This window comes from Ferrimonas lipolytica, from assembly GCF_012295575.1.
Classification (GTDB): Bacteria; Pseudomonadota; Gammaproteobacteria; order Enterobacterales; family Shewanellaceae; genus Ferrimonas; species Ferrimonas lipolytica.
In genome coordinates this window covers 2,887,983-2,901,525 of the sequence record NZ_CP051180.1, presented here as the reverse complement: position 1 = coordinate 2,901,525, position 13,543 = coordinate 2,887,983, and the positions used below count along the sequence as shown (strand labels likewise).

The 13,543-nt window shown below is 48.7% G+C and carries 14 protein-coding genes; 10 read left to right on the top strand and 4 right to left on the bottom strand.

Annotation, left to right across the window (positions count from 1 at the left end; all coding sequences use genetic code 11):
- Positions 1-437: 437 nt before the first annotated feature.
- The 6 genes from HER31_RS13320 to HER31_RS13295 all read left to right on the top strand — a co-directional run bounded on the left by HER31_RS13320 (position 438) and on the right by HER31_RS13295 (position 6,486).
- Positions 438-2,081 (top strand): peptide ABC transporter substrate-binding protein, encoded by a 1,644-nt coding sequence (locus HER31_RS13320; protein ID WP_168661120.1) that lies wholly within the window; start codon positions 438-440, stop codon positions 2,079-2,081.
- Between the two features lie 18 nt (positions 2,082-2,099).
- Complete coding sequence (gene oppB, locus HER31_RS13315; RefSeq protein WP_168661118.1) at positions 2,100-3,026, top strand: oligopeptide ABC transporter permease OppB; 927 nt, start codon at positions 2,100-2,102, stop codon at positions 3,024-3,026.
- Between the two features lie 3 nt (positions 3,027-3,029).
- Positions 3,030-3,944: an oligopeptide ABC transporter permease OppC gene (gene oppC, locus HER31_RS13310; RefSeq protein ID WP_168661116.1), complete on the top strand. Its 915-nt coding sequence runs from the start codon at positions 3,030-3,032 to the stop codon at positions 3,942-3,944.
- Between the two features lie 9 nt (positions 3,945-3,953).
- Entirely contained in the window at positions 3,954-4,925 is a 972-nt protein-coding gene (oppD, locus tag HER31_RS13305; RefSeq protein WP_168661114.1) for an oligopeptide ABC transporter ATP-binding protein OppD, read from the top strand.
- A complete protein-coding gene (gene oppF / locus HER31_RS13300) occupies positions 4,922-5,920 on the top strand; it encodes a murein tripeptide/oligopeptide ABC transporter ATP binding protein OppF (RefSeq protein ID WP_168661112.1) in 999 nt (332 codons plus the stop codon). The genes oppD and oppF overlap by 4 nt, the downstream gene beginning before the upstream one ends.
- Positions 5,921-6,231: 311 nt before the next feature.
- On the top strand, positions 6,232-6,486 hold the full coding sequence (locus HER31_RS13295) for an HP1242/YdcH family protein (protein ID WP_168661110.1): 255 nt from the start codon (positions 6,232-6,234) through the stop codon (positions 6,484-6,486).
- 61 nt (positions 6,487-6,547) lie between these two features.
- On the opposite strand, the gene HER31_RS13290 is transcribed toward HER31_RS13295, so the two are convergent.
- From HER31_RS13290 to HER31_RS13280, 3 genes are all read right to left on the bottom strand, one after another.
- Positions 6,548-7,261 (bottom strand): EAL domain-containing protein, encoded by a 714-nt coding sequence (locus HER31_RS13290; RefSeq protein WP_168661108.1) that lies wholly within the window; start codon positions 7,259-7,261, stop codon positions 6,548-6,550.
- Positions 7,262-7,471: 210 nt separating this feature from the next.
- Entirely contained in the window at positions 7,472-8,575 is a 1,104-nt protein-coding gene (locus HER31_RS13285; protein WP_168661106.1) for a phosphoribosylaminoimidazolesuccinocarboxamide synthase, read from the bottom strand.
- 210 nt (positions 8,576-8,785) lie between these two features.
- Positions 8,786-10,594 (bottom strand): AMP-dependent synthetase/ligase, encoded by a 1,809-nt coding sequence (locus HER31_RS13280; protein WP_168661104.1) that lies wholly within the window; start codon positions 10,592-10,594, stop codon positions 8,786-8,788.
- A gap of 232 nt (positions 10,595-10,826) precedes the next feature.
- Between HER31_RS13280 and dusA the strand changes: the two genes are divergently transcribed.
- The 4 genes from dusA (at position 10,827) to HER31_RS13260 (ending at position 12,752) form a co-directional block, all read left to right on the top strand.
- The gene (gene dusA, locus HER31_RS13275; protein WP_168661102.1) at positions 10,827-11,810 is read left to right on the top strand and encodes a tRNA dihydrouridine(20/20a) synthase DusA; all 984 of its coding nucleotides are present in this window, start codon (positions 10,827-10,829) and stop codon (positions 11,808-11,810) included.
- Between the two features lie 211 nt (positions 11,811-12,021).
- Positions 12,022-12,381 (top strand): hypothetical protein, encoded by a 360-nt coding sequence (locus tag HER31_RS13270; RefSeq protein ID WP_168661100.1) that lies wholly within the window; start codon positions 12,022-12,024, stop codon positions 12,379-12,381.
- Positions 12,382-12,393: 12 nt separating this feature from the next.
- Positions 12,394-12,585 carry a PspC domain-containing protein gene (locus tag HER31_RS13265; RefSeq protein WP_168661098.1) on the top strand — a complete coding sequence of 64 codons (192 nt, stop codon included), beginning with the start codon at positions 12,394-12,396 and terminating at the stop codon, positions 12,583-12,585.
- Positions 12,570-12,752: a hypothetical protein gene (locus tag HER31_RS13260; RefSeq protein WP_168661096.1), complete on the top strand. Its 183-nt coding sequence runs from the start codon at positions 12,570-12,572 to the stop codon at positions 12,750-12,752. Before HER31_RS13265 ends, HER31_RS13260 begins: the two co-directional genes overlap by 16 nt.
- Before the next feature lie 13 nt (positions 12,753-12,765).
- Here HER31_RS13260 and HER31_RS13255 read toward each other — a convergent pair whose 3' ends face one another.
- Entirely contained in the window at positions 12,766-13,503 is a 738-nt protein-coding gene (locus HER31_RS13255; RefSeq protein WP_168661094.1) for an enoyl-CoA hydratase-related protein, read from the bottom strand.
- Positions 13,504-13,543 lie beyond the last annotated feature (40 nt).

The following is a 13,543-nucleotide window of genomic DNA, read 5'->3' as shown; positions in this document are numbered from 1 at the left end:
ACGTTATTTGTCCAACTATAAATGCGTAGTCGCTGCTGTTATCGCAAAACGCGTGAGATTGATCGGAGCTAATGTTCATTTGCTGCTTTTTTGAGCACTCAGTTTAATATGGATAGATAACATAATTAAACCCAAACTGACTATTTGTTGGCTATAAAAACTACCATTTACAACAAAAAGCAGTGTAACTCCCTGTCTAAATATTTCATTTAACCGGCCCGTGTTAAATTTGAGTTAATTTCACTGGTTGCTTTCTGACTTTGAGTCAAAGGTGAATGTATCCGCTTGGTGCGTATTGTTTGAAATTTTGTTATGTTTTGACAAGCTGTGGTCGAATAACACGCTGCACATTTGCTTGTTGCAAGCATGTTAATTAAATAAAAATAAACACAGCAGCACAGAACCGACATAATTTAGAACCAGGGAGCACGAAGTACATGGCATATTCACGCTTTACTGCCGTGGGGCTCAGCTTAGTATTGGCTTCACTATTGCCTACTAGTCAGGCCGCACAAATACCGGAAGGAACCAAGTTACATTCGGTACAAGAGCTAGTTCGCGGTAATGGCAGCGAACCGGCCTCATTGGATCCACAAAAGGTGGAAGGGACTACCGGCTCGGCGATCACTAAAGATCTGTTTGAGGGTCTGGTACAGCAAGATGAATTTGGCAATATCATTCCAGCGCAAGCTACTCATTGGGAAGTGAGCGGTGGTAATAAGGTGTTTACCTTTTACCTTCGCGATGGCATCAAATGGTCTAACGGTGATCCAGTAACCGCTCATGATTTCGTGTTTGGTTTCCGCCGTGCTGTTGATCCTGAAACGGCCTCTCGTTACGCCTGGTATCTTGAGATTGCGACCGTAACGAACGCAGACCAGATCGTTTTAGGCAAAGCCTCGCCGGAAACTTTGGGAGTGGAAGCAGTAGATGATAAAACCTTCCGTGTAACCTTAGAAAAGCCGGTGCCGTACTTTGTACGGATGCTCGCGCACCAGAACACTTTCCCGGCACCAAAGAAAGTGATTGAAGCGCTCGGTGATAAGTGGACTCGTCCGGGTAATATGGTTTCCAATGGCGCTTATGTACTCGAAGATTGGGTCGTAAATGAGAAAATCATCGCTAAGCGTAATCCGCTGTACTGGGACAACGAAAAAACCGCTATCGAAAAGGTGACTTACCTAGCCCTGCCCGCCAATACCGAATTGGCACGCTACAAGGCCGGCGAAGTGGACATGACCTTAACCATTCCGATGGAACACTTTAAGTCACTGAAGAAGCAGATTCCTGAGCAGATTAAGATCTCTCCTTACCTTTCTGTTTACTACTACGAGTTCAACACTAAGGTACCGCCGTTTGATGACTGGCGGGTGCGCAAAGCGTTGTCGTTAGCAGTAAACCGCGAAGCGATGACCAAGTACGTTACTGGCATGGGCCAGAAGCCGGCGTACGGCTTTACTCCAGACTCTGTCGCGGGATTTGTGCCACCGGTACTGGATTACGCTACATGGACTCAAGAGGAACGTGACGCAGAAGCTATTCGGTTGATGAAAGAGGCAGGGTACGGCATTGGCAAAGATGACAATGGCAACAAGCTTAAACGCTTGAACGTTAACTTGCTGTACAACACGGCTGAAAGCCATAAGAAGATTGCCATCGTGGTAGCGCAGCTGTGGAAACCACTGGGTGTACAGGTACAACTAGAAAACCAAGAGTGGAAAACCTTCCTCGATACTCGTAACCAAGGTCGCTTTGAAGTAGCTCGAGCTGGTTGGTCTGGTGACTACAATGAAGCCTCCACTATGCTCGATATCATGCTGTCGACCCATGGTCAGAATAAAGGTCGTTGGGAGAACGCCGAATTTGATGACGTGATGACTCGTTCACGCTTGTTAGAAAGCGATGAAGAGCGCTCTAAGTTGTACACCCGCGCCGAAGAGATTATCGCTGCAGAAGCACCGGTATTGCCGGTATACCAGTCAGTGATGGCGGTATTGGTGAAGCCTTACGTAGTTGGTTACCCAATCGATAACGTTGAGAACACCATCTACACCAAGAACCTATTCATCAAAGCCCACTAAGGCGAGCAAGGAGCATATATGTTGAGTTTTGGCTTGCGCCGTCTGCTGATGGCGATCCCCACTCTGTTTATCTTGGTGACCTTGTCATTCTTTATGATGCAAGCGGCACCAGGTAGCCCATTTACCGGCGACTTCAACCTACCGGCTGAAGTACTGGCTAACATCGAAGCCAAGTATCACTTGGATAAACCGATGTGGCAGCAATACCTATACTACCTTGGTGACCTAATGCAGGGCGATTTCGGCCCGTCATTTAAGTACCGTGATTACAGCGTAAATGAATTGATTGCTGCGTCGTTCCCAGTGTCTATTACCTTGGGGACCGTAGCGTTTATCTTCACTGTTATCTTTGGCGGTACCCTAGGTGTCATCGCTGCACTTAAGCAAAACACTTGGATCGATTACACCGTGATGAGTTTGGCGATGGTTGGCGTAGTACTGCCGTCGTTCGTTCTGGCACCAGTGTTGGTGTTGGTGTTTGCGATTAACCTACAGTGGGTTCCTGCTGGTGGCTGGAACGATGGCCATTGGCTTAACTTGGTGTTGCCGGTATCAGCAATGGCGATTCTGTACATGGCCTCCATCGCTCGTATCATGCGAGGATCGATGATTGAGGTACTGCACAGCCCATTCATTCGTACCGCCCATGCTAAAGGCTTGCCGATGAAGCACATCATCTTCAAGCATGCGCTGCGTCCTGCAATGTTGCCGGTTATCTCCTATTTAGGCCCTGCATTTGTGGGGATCATCACCGGCTCGGTAGTGATTGAAACCGTATTTGGTATTCCTGGCATTGGTCAGTACTTCGTTAACGGCGCGCTAAACCGTGACTACTCATTAGTGCTGGGCCTAACCATCTTGGTTGGTGCTTTAACCATCCTGTTTACTGCCATTGTCGATATTGTTTATGGCCTTATCGATCCACGTATTCGAGTGGAGAACTAATTGATGCAAACCATTACCCAAAAACAAAATAACGAAGCGGTAGAGCAGTTTGCCCAAGAGTTAGAAGTTGAAGGTCGTAGCCTCTGGGCCGATGCCCGTCGTCGCTTCCTGCGTAACCGTGCTGCTGTTGTTTCACTAGGTATTCTGGCGTTCATCTTCGTGATGGTGATGATTGGACCGATGCTGTCCATTTACACCTTCGATGAGATGGACTGGGAAAACATGGCCACAGGTCCAAGCTTAGCGAACGGTCACTTCTTCGGCACAGACTTTATTGGCCGTGACTTGTTTGTTCGTACCCTTGAAGGCGGTCGTATCTCTTTCTTGGTGGGCGTACTTGGTGCTGGCGTAGCGGTGATCATCGGTACCTTGTACGGTTCAATTGCCGGTTACATTGGTGGCCGTACAGACAGCATCATGATGCGTATCCTTGAGATCCTGCAGTCGTTCCCATTCATGTTCCTGGTGATCCTGCTGATGACCTTCTTCGGTCGTAGCTTGTTCTTGATCTTCCTCGCCATTGGTGCGGTCTCTTGGTTGGATATGGCGCGGATTGTGCGTGGTCTAACCCTTGGTCTTAAAAAGAAAGAGTTCGTTGAAGCCGCCATTGTGGCCGGTAGCCCGAATAAAGACATCATCCTGCGCCACTTGGTACCGAACGTACTGGGTATCGTCGTGGTATACGCATCGCTGTTGGTTCCTGGCATGATTTTGTTCGAATCTTTCTTGTCGTTCTTAGGCTTAGGGGTACAAGAACCATTTACCTCATGGGGTGCCTTGGTGAACGAAGGCGCAATGACCATGGAAGTGGCTATTTGGCAGCTCGCATTCCCAACGTCATTCTTGGTCGTAACCCTGTTCTGTTTCAACTACATCGGCGACGGTTTGCGCGACGCCCTTGACCCTAAAGACCGCTAAGGAGGCGTCATGAGCTTATTGCAAGTAAACGATTTGAATGTGCAGTTCACCACGCCAGACGGCAACGTAACTGCGGTAGACAAACTGAGCTTCGACTTGGCGCCCGGTGAGACCTTAGGGATTGTGGGGGAGTCCGGTTCAGGTAAAAGCCAAACCGCTTTTGCTATCATGGGACTGCTTGCGAAAAACGGCGTGACTGGCGGCTCGATTAAGTTCGAAGAGCGCGAAATTCTCGGTTTGCCGCCTAAAGAGTTGAACAAGATCCGCGCTGAACAGATTGCGATGATCTTCCAAGACCCAATGACTGCGTTGAACCCGTACATCAAAGTAGGTCCGCAGTTGATGGAAGTGCTGATGCTGCATAAAGGCATGAGTGCTAAGGAAGCATTTGAGATTTCAGTGAAGATGCTCGATGCAGTGAAGATCCCTGAGTCGCGTAAGCGTATGGATATGTATCCGCACGAATTCTCCGGTGGTATGCGTCAACGAGTAATGATCGCCATGGCACTGCTGTGTGAGCCAAAGCTGTTGATTGCCGATGAACCAACCACCGCATTGGACGTAACCGTTCAGGCGCAGATCTTGGATCTGCTGAATGAGCTGAAACGCGATTTTGGCACATCTATCATCATGATCACTCACGATCTTGGTGTAGTAGCAGGTCTGTGTGACAAGGTAATGGTGATGTACGCCGGTCGTACTATGGAATACGGCAGCACCGATGACGTATTCTACCGTCCGGCCCACCCGTACACTGAAGGCCTATTGTCTGCTATTCCGCGAGTGGATAGTAACGAGGCTATCTTGCCGACCATTCCTGGCAACCCACCAAACTTGTTGGCATTGCCTCCAGGATGTCCGTTTAGTGCTCGTTGCGTTAAAGCGAGCGAATTGTGTCACACCCAACCAGCACCGTTAGTTGGCTTTGGTGATAACCGTCAGCGTGCTTGTCACATTCAGTTAGAGGAGGTTGTGGCATGAGCACCTTACTAAAAGTGTCTGATGTAAAAGTTCAGTTTGAGATCAAGAAAGGGCAGAAATGGCCTTGGGATCCTATTCCAAAACTGAAAGCGGTTGATGGTGTTTCCTTTGAGGTCAATGCCGGCGAAACCATCGGTGTGGTTGGCGAGTCTGGTTGTGGTAAATCCACATTGGCGCGGGCGCTGATTGGGCTGGTGCCTGTTGCGTCCGGCACTGTCGCTTTTAATGGTGTTGAAGTAGATACCCGCGATCCCAAGGCGATGAAAGATCTGCGTAAAGACGTGCAGATGATTTTCCAAGACCCGTTGGCGTCGCTGAATCCACGTATGACCGTAGGTGACATCATTGCGGAGCCGCTGCGTAACTACTACCCCGAGTGGAACAAAGAGAAGTTGCTCAGTGAAGTGCGAGCCATGATGGCCAAAGTGGGCTTGCTGCCAAACGTAATCAACCGTTACCCGCACGAGTTCTCTGGAGGTCAGTGTCAGCGTATCGGTATTGCCCGCGCGTTGATCCTAAAGCCGAAGCTGGTGATTTGTGATGAGCCGGTATCGGCCTTGGACGTATCGATTCAGGCGCAGGTGGTTAACTTACTTAAGCAGCTGCAAGCGGAGATGGGTCTAGCGCTTATCTTCATCGCTCATGATCTGTCTGTGGTTCGCCACATTAGTGATCGCGTTATGGTGATGTACTTAGGCAATCAGGTTGAAACCGCGAGTTGTGAAGAGTTGTATGCCAATCCATCACACTTCTACAGTCGTGCGCTGCTTTCTGCGGTACCGCTACCGGATCCAGAGGCCGAACGTAATAAGGTGGTTATCCCACTGACTGGCGAGCTGCCTTCGCCAATCAACCCGCCATCGGGCTGTGTGTTCCGTACTCGGTGCCCTGCAGTATGTGATGACTGTGCCAGCAAGCGTCCCGAGTTGACCAACATTGCGGGAACTCATTTTGTGGCCTGTCCACGGATTGATGCAGAGATTAACGTGGCTTAACCTAGCTATCGTAATAAAGAAACAGGGCGCCTAGTTAGGCGCCCTGTTTTGTTTGATGTCGTTGAGCCAAGAACGTGTTAACTCATATCAAGCCGCAGTTAGGATCGGCTTAATTGCAATTCGAGCGGCGATAATTGCTCCCCGAGTCTGTTCAATAATGCGCTGGCAGGTATGCCAATTTTTACTGTTGGTTTGATGCGCGTTGTTGTTGAATCTGCTGTTATCGACTCGGCCAAATAATGACCTAAATCAATATCCTTTTAAACTAAGCAGCGCATGATAAAACGGAAACCAAAGCAAGGAGAGTTAGGATGATTATTGAAGATCACAGTCTAGTGAATGAGTTTCCGAAGGACAAAACCCTGATTCAGGAACTCAATATGGTTGATAACCAGTTCCATCAATTATTCAACGAGTATCACGAACTCGACCGAGAGGTTCATCGCATCGAAGAGGGGATCGAGGTTAGCGAAGATGCCCATTTAGAAAGCCTAAAAGTGCGCCGACTGAGCTTAAAAGATTCATTGTTTGGTGCTATTCAACAAGCCAAACTTAAACTCAACTGATCCAGTAGCTCTGATTGGGTGAGTAACGGTAAAAAGCGCTGCAGTCGTTGCCGAGCAATAGTCAGTCTGCCAGTAGTTGCGTTAATTCGAGCTGTTGCTCACCTTGTACAAACTGCGATTTAAATAGATAACCTTGCACCAAATCAATGCCCAGATCTCGTGCGTAATGCAGTTGAGACTGCAGTTCTACGCCTTCCATTACCGTGGTCTTACCCATTTTCTTGGCATAATCGATAAGTGTAATCAGCAGTTGATGTTGGCTATCGCAATCAGAGCGATCGAGCCAAGTCATATCGAACTTGAAGCAATCAACCTCACTTAACAGCTGTAACGACAGCATTGAGTGCGGTGCACCAATATCGTCTAAGGCTACTTCATTGCCTTGTTGCTGGAGTTTTTTCAGTAGGGCTGCTGATAGTTTCGCGTCGCTAATAGACGTGTTCTCAATGAGCTCGGCGGTTAGATTTGGCTGCTGTGCTAACAGCGTCAGCATCGCCTCTTCGTTGTGCTGGTTAACCGCATGAGGATCGAGATTGATAAACAATCGGCCGGATTGTGGTGCGTTAATCAGTTGCAGCTGTTTGGCGAGATATTCAACCCGAGCTAAGGTTTTTGGCGACTGATGAAATTGGTCAAACACCACATTGGGGGCGACGGGAGAGCCACAGGGTAAGTGGAATCGCGCTAATGCTTCATAGCCGTGTGCGGTTAAGGTATGGGTACAAATCAGCGGTTGATATTCACAACCCATTCGCAACGCTTCAAATGGTGTCATTAGTGCTACATGTAATTAATGCGGATGGGAATTATTACCTTTAACAATGGCTGAACACCAGTATTAAAGTGCTAATTCGTGAGTGAAGTGGGAAAGACAGTGGATATTAATTAGCTAATTTTCATTCTATGTAATGAGGGCAATGGCTCAGCGCTAAATTCGATATAAAAAGGGCAGCCGTTGGCTGCCCTTAGTGCTAATCAATACGCATTAGTCGATTAAGCCGTAGTCGCGGCTCAGGATCTCAATGATTTCTGCTTTTGGGTTAGCACTTAATGGTACCGGCGCACCAGTGATCTTGGCCGCGATATCGGTGTAGGTTTTTGATACCGCCAACAACACCTCAGTTGGTAGGGCGTTGTCGCGTGCTAACGCTTCACGCTCTGGCATTCGATCTTTGTTGAGCAAGATATCGGGATCTGGGAAGTGGCTTAGCAGCAACTGACGGAAGCCCTCTTTCGATTGTTCTATGATCTTACCATCACGATGGGCGGGGCCATCCCAAATGCGGGACGAGTCAGGGGTGCCAACTTCATCCATGTAGATAAGCTTGTCATTACCTGCGGCATCGGTCACGTAGCCAAATTCAAACTTGGTATCGATAAAGATCTGATCCAATTCAGCCAACGCCGCGCTGATCAAATCAAAGCCTTCTTTTAGCAGCACTTCATAGCGGTCGACATCAGTTGGCGATTGAAAGTTGAAGGCTTGGTAGTTGTCGTCAATGTTGGTGCGGGTAATGTTGACGTCATCGACGGCAGGTACACCCGGAATGCCTTCTAGGATGCCTTTGGTAGACGGTGTAATCAGTAGCTCCGGTAACTTCTGATCCTTCTCCAGCCCTTCAGGTAACTGAATACCACAGAAGTCACGTTCGCCCTTGCTGTATGCTCGCCACATCGAACCAGTGATGTATTGGCGGCAGATCGCTTCAATCATCACCGGTTTGGCTTTTTGTACAATCCAAACAAATGGATGGGGGATATCGAGGATATGGCTGTCAGCTAAGCCATTCTCTTTAAACAGCTTGAACCAGTGGTTGGATATGGCGTTAAGTGCAGCACCTTTGCCGGGTACGCCAGCCATGCCTCCTTCACCGTGCCAGATGCAATCGAAGGCAGAGATCCGGTCGGAGATTACCATGATGGCCAACGGCGCATCAGCGGCAACGTCGTAGCCTTTCTCTTTTATTAGACGGGCGCTGTCGGCTTCAGTAAGCCAGTAAACGGAACGCACTTTGCCGGAGTGAACCGGTGCATCGGTGCGGATAGGAAGATCGTTATTAACGGCCAATACCTGCTCGGCAAGACTCATAATCACTGTCCTGTGTTGGTTGTAGGGGAGCCTAAACTTCTCTGCTAATTATCGATTTAGCTTATTGATAGTGATGAGGTTTAGACCAGCGGATAATAACAGATGTCGACCGTTGCTAGCGCATAATTGCAGCATAGTTTTTACTTATCATAGTAAAAGCCCAGCAAGTTATTGCTGGGCTTTGTGATGGGTGAGTGTGTTCAACTAAGGCTAGTGCTTACGTTGATACATCGCTTCAATCTCCTCAACAAACACCTCATTAATTACCTTACGGCGTAACTTTAGGGTCGGGGTGATTTCGCCATGATCCATACTAAATGGACGTTCCAGCAGGGTAAATTGCTTTACCTGCTCATAACGGGCGAGCTCAGACTGATGTTGCGACAGCTGCAGCTGATAATGACCGACCACCTCAGGCAACTTAACCAACTCGGCATTATCGCGAAAGCGCAGGCTCTGCTCGATAGCCCACTCTTGCAGCTGAACGAAATCTGGCACTATTAGCGCTGAGGCGAAGTTACGGCCATCAGCGATAACGGCAACTTGCTCGATCATTGGTGATAGCGTCAACATACCTTCAACCCGTTGTGGAGCGATGTATTTGCCGTTCGAAGTCTTCATTAACTCTTTGATGCGATCGGTAATGTGCAGGTGATTGTCTTTGTCTAGGTAGCCTGCGTCACCGGTTTTATACCAGCCATCGATAAAGGCTGCCGCGGTGTCTGCTGGACGGTTGTAGTAGCCGGCCATGACGGTATCGCCCTTAACTAGGATCTCATCATTTTCACCGATGCGGATCTGTAGCTTTGGCAGCGGTTTGCCTACGCCAGCAGTGCGACGGTCATGGATTTGGTTACAAGTTGCTGTTGCAGTGGTTTCGGTTGCGCCGTAGCCATTCAGCAATGGAATACCGATGTATTGGAAGAACTGGTTAACTTGCTGATCTAAGCGAGCGCCACCGGCAGACATTAGCTTAAGGTTACCGCCCAGTGCAGCGCGTAATTTGGCTAAAACCAGTTTATCGGCTAAGGCGAACAACAATCGTGAGATTAAGGCGCGGCGGCGTTGTTTAATGTTGGCATTAAACTGCCGGCGACCCTGACGTAAACACCAAGAAAACAGCAGGCGTTTGTGCAAAGGTGCTTTCGCAACTTTGCTGATGATGGCGCTGTGGATCTTCTCAAACAAGCGCGGTACGGCACACATCATCTCAGGTTTTACTTCGGTCAGAGCTTGTTGCACTGCGCTTGGATCGGATAGTACCGCGACCCGGCCACCGCTGCTAAGAACGTAATTGCTCCAGCCTCGCTCGTATACGTGCGATAACGGTAGGAAGCATAGTGATAACGCATTTTCTTCTAGCGGCACCGCAATACTGTGCTGCTCAATCATCGACGCCATATTCTTATGGGTCAGCATTACCCCTTTGGGCTCACCAGTGGTACCAGAGGTGTAGATTAAGGTAAACAGGTCGTCTAACTGCAGCGCTTGAAAGCGCTGTTCTAGCTCGTTCTGATGAGTGCTGGCATCGGTTTCAAGCAACTGCTCAATGGTGACGGTGCGGATGGTTACATTGCGATGTGGCGTTATGGCCGAACTCATCAGCACTAACGTCGTTAGGCTTGAGCAATTAGTAGCGATATTAACGGCGACGTCGTATTGATTTTGATCTCCAACAAACAGCACCTTAATCTGTGCATCGTTGATGATGTACTGCGCCTGCTCACTGGTACTGGTGCCATAAATCGGCACATTTACTGCGCGAGTCTTTAAGCAGGCCATGTCGGTGAGGAACCATTCGAGGCAGTTACCTGCAAAGATGCCAACCTTGTCTTGAACCTCAATACCTAGCTGTAATAATGCTGCAGCGAGTGAGTCACTTTTATCAGTAACCTGTTGCCAGTTTAAGCTGAGCCATTGGTCGCCCTGTTGATACTGAATCGCTTCACGATCAGCAAAGCGTTGAGAGGCAGATTTGAGCTTGCGCGCCAATAGAAAAGGGGACAGTTCGGAAGACATCGACAATTCCATAAGGGGTAATTGGCAAAGGCTATGTAAAATTGACGGGCATGACCATACTCGTTGCGGTTGAAGGCGACCTACATCACGGCTTTGCCAACTGGTCTGATGAGGTTTATTGGCAATGACCATATCCCATATCACTAAAGGTTAGCTGCCGTCGGTAGCGACAAAGTTGGCGATAGTGTCGCCAATGGGTATAATCCCGCCTCTTTTTTCACTGTGAGCCAACATGACCTACGCTGCTTCTCGTTTTTCTGTAGCCCCGATGCTGGATTGGACTGATCGTCATTATCGTTACATGGCACGCCTGATCTCCAAGCGTACGCTGTTGTATACCGAAATGGTGACAACCGGCGCCATTATTCATGGTAAAGGTGATTATCTGCAGTTTAATGAGCAAGAGCACCCGTTGGCGTTGCAGCTCGGTGGCAGCAACGTTCAAGACCTTGCCCACTGCGCTAAGCTGGCGCAAGAGCGAGGCTACGATGAGGTTAACCTAAATGTCGGATGCCCTTCTGATCGGGTTCAAAACGGCCGTTTCGGTGCCTGTTTGATGGCCGAGCCAAAGTTGGTAGCAGATTGCGTTAAGGCAATGCGTGATGCTGTCGATATCCCGGTAACGGTGAAAACCCGTATCGGTATTGATGAGCAAGACAGCTATCAGTTTCTTACTGATTTCGTCGGCACGGTTGCTGCCGCTGGCTGTAATGACTTTACCATTCACGCCCGCAAAGCATGGTTGCAAGGCCTCAGCCCTAAGCAAAATCGAGAGATCCCAGAGCTTAACTATCAGCGTGCTTACGATATCAAGCGTGACTTCCCGCAGCTTGATATTGGTGTGAATGGTGGCATTACCACTATTGAGCAGTGCTTGGCGCATCTACAACACCTCGATGGCACCATGGTCGGTCGTGAGGCCTACAGCAATCCATGGTTGTTAGCGCAAGTTGATAGCAAGTTGTTTGATGAACGGCGTGCGTTGCTTAGCCGCGCAGAAGTGGTTGAACAGATGATCCCCTATGTTGAAGCGCACATCGCTCAAGGTGGTCGCCCGAATCATATCACTCGACATATGCTGGGGTTGTTCAATGGTTTACCAGGTGGGCGCCGTTGGCGTCGACATTTGGCCGAAAATGCCCATAAGCCTGGTTGCACTGCTCAGGTACTTGCTGACGCGCTGGCGTGCCTGCCTGAAGAGGCGTTAATCGCTTAAACATCGCTTTAAATCCCCAATAGTGAAACTCACTACATCCGCTAGTGAGTTTCACTATTTTAAAACTACCTTGGTTAATTTGGATTCACCTTAACTCTCTTAATTTTTAAATTTAATTTATTTAAAACATACACTTAAATAATTATTTTCAATGTGGCACAGCTCTTGAAATACCTTTGGTGTTATTTACTGAAACTCAAAGGAACTTGTCATGTTTGCGGTTAAATCAATTTTGCGTCGTGGTGTGTTGGCTGGTCTGGTGTTTGTTGGTGTAGTAGGCAGCGTATCGGCACAAGGGTTACGTAACGATATCGATGCTGAGATCAAACAACAGAGCTTACTGGCCAGCAGTACTGTCCAGCAGCAAGCGCTTCATAATGCCCGAGTTGATGCCTGGAATGCCTTAATGGGCTACCAGTCGCAAACTGGCTTGCTAACCCTAGAGCAAGAGGTTGAGCATCAGTCTGAGCAGATTGCCGCAGCAGCAAAGCGCGACGCGTTAGAGCAAGCGCAAAGTTACTGGGAAGCGCCTGCTTTAACCACTCCTGTTGCCATCGCCAAAATCAAATAAGGAGCAGACACGATGAATGGAATAGTTCGCCCCTCTGAAGCGTGGATCTATGGTGTGGTGGCTGGTTTAAGTGCTCGGCTGGAGTTAAGCACCACTTGGTGTCGGGTAGCAGCGCTGGGGCTGTTGTACATCGCTCCGTTGAAGGCGCTGGTTATCTACTGTCTTGCACTGTGGTTGATGCCTAAATCATGGCGTGGTTGTTAATCGTATTGTTGGCGGTGTTGGTAGCAGTGGTAGGCATTATCGACATTTGGACGCTGGCGTTTATTGACTGGAAGTTGTCGTTCCTCATAACCGTCGCCACTGTTGTAGTGGCAATCGGATTAAGACATTGGCGACAGCGTGGTGGCAACTCACACCACGCCGATTGATCATCTCATCGCATTAACGATTGCGGATGGCGGCCAATAACGGTTTTGCTTCATCACCAATCAATGCGGCACTAAAGGCAACATCTTCTGCGTTCATCGCAGCATCAACCGAAGGTCGATTGGCTTTTAACAATGCTTTGGTTGCTTGCAGAGCTTTGGGCGGTTGCGCTGCTAAAGCTTGGGCTTGTGCCAACGCAAATGGCAAAACTTCATCCCGTGGTAATACCTTATTAACCAGTCCCAATTGGTACGCTTTGTCACCATCAAACGCTTTGCCTAGCAGCAGTAGTTCTGCAGCTTGGGCCCGACCAATTCGCAATGGTAACAGCAAACTAGAGGCTGCCTCCGGCACCAAACCGATATTAACAAAAGGCAACGAGAATCGCGTTTTGTCGCTGCAATAGACTAGATCGCAGTGCAATAACATGGTGGTACCAATACCAACCGCAGCGCCAGATACCGCTGCTACTAACGGTTTGTTTAGGGTTGGTAATAGACGAATGAATTGGTGTACTGGGCGGTTATTCTCTGCAACTTCAGTTTCCAGAAAGTCGTCAAGATCGTTACCGGCGCAAAAACAGTTATCACTGCCTTGGATTAACACCGCACGGATTTGCTCATCCTCTTCGGCATCGAGCAAACCTTTACACAGCCTTGCGTACATCTCTTGAGTTAAGGCGTTTAGCTTGTCCTGACGATTGAGGGTCAGTACCATGACATGTTCGTCACGACGACAGATTACGGACTCCATAGCTGCTCCTTGCAGTGGTTAAATCTCCATCAATGGTTGG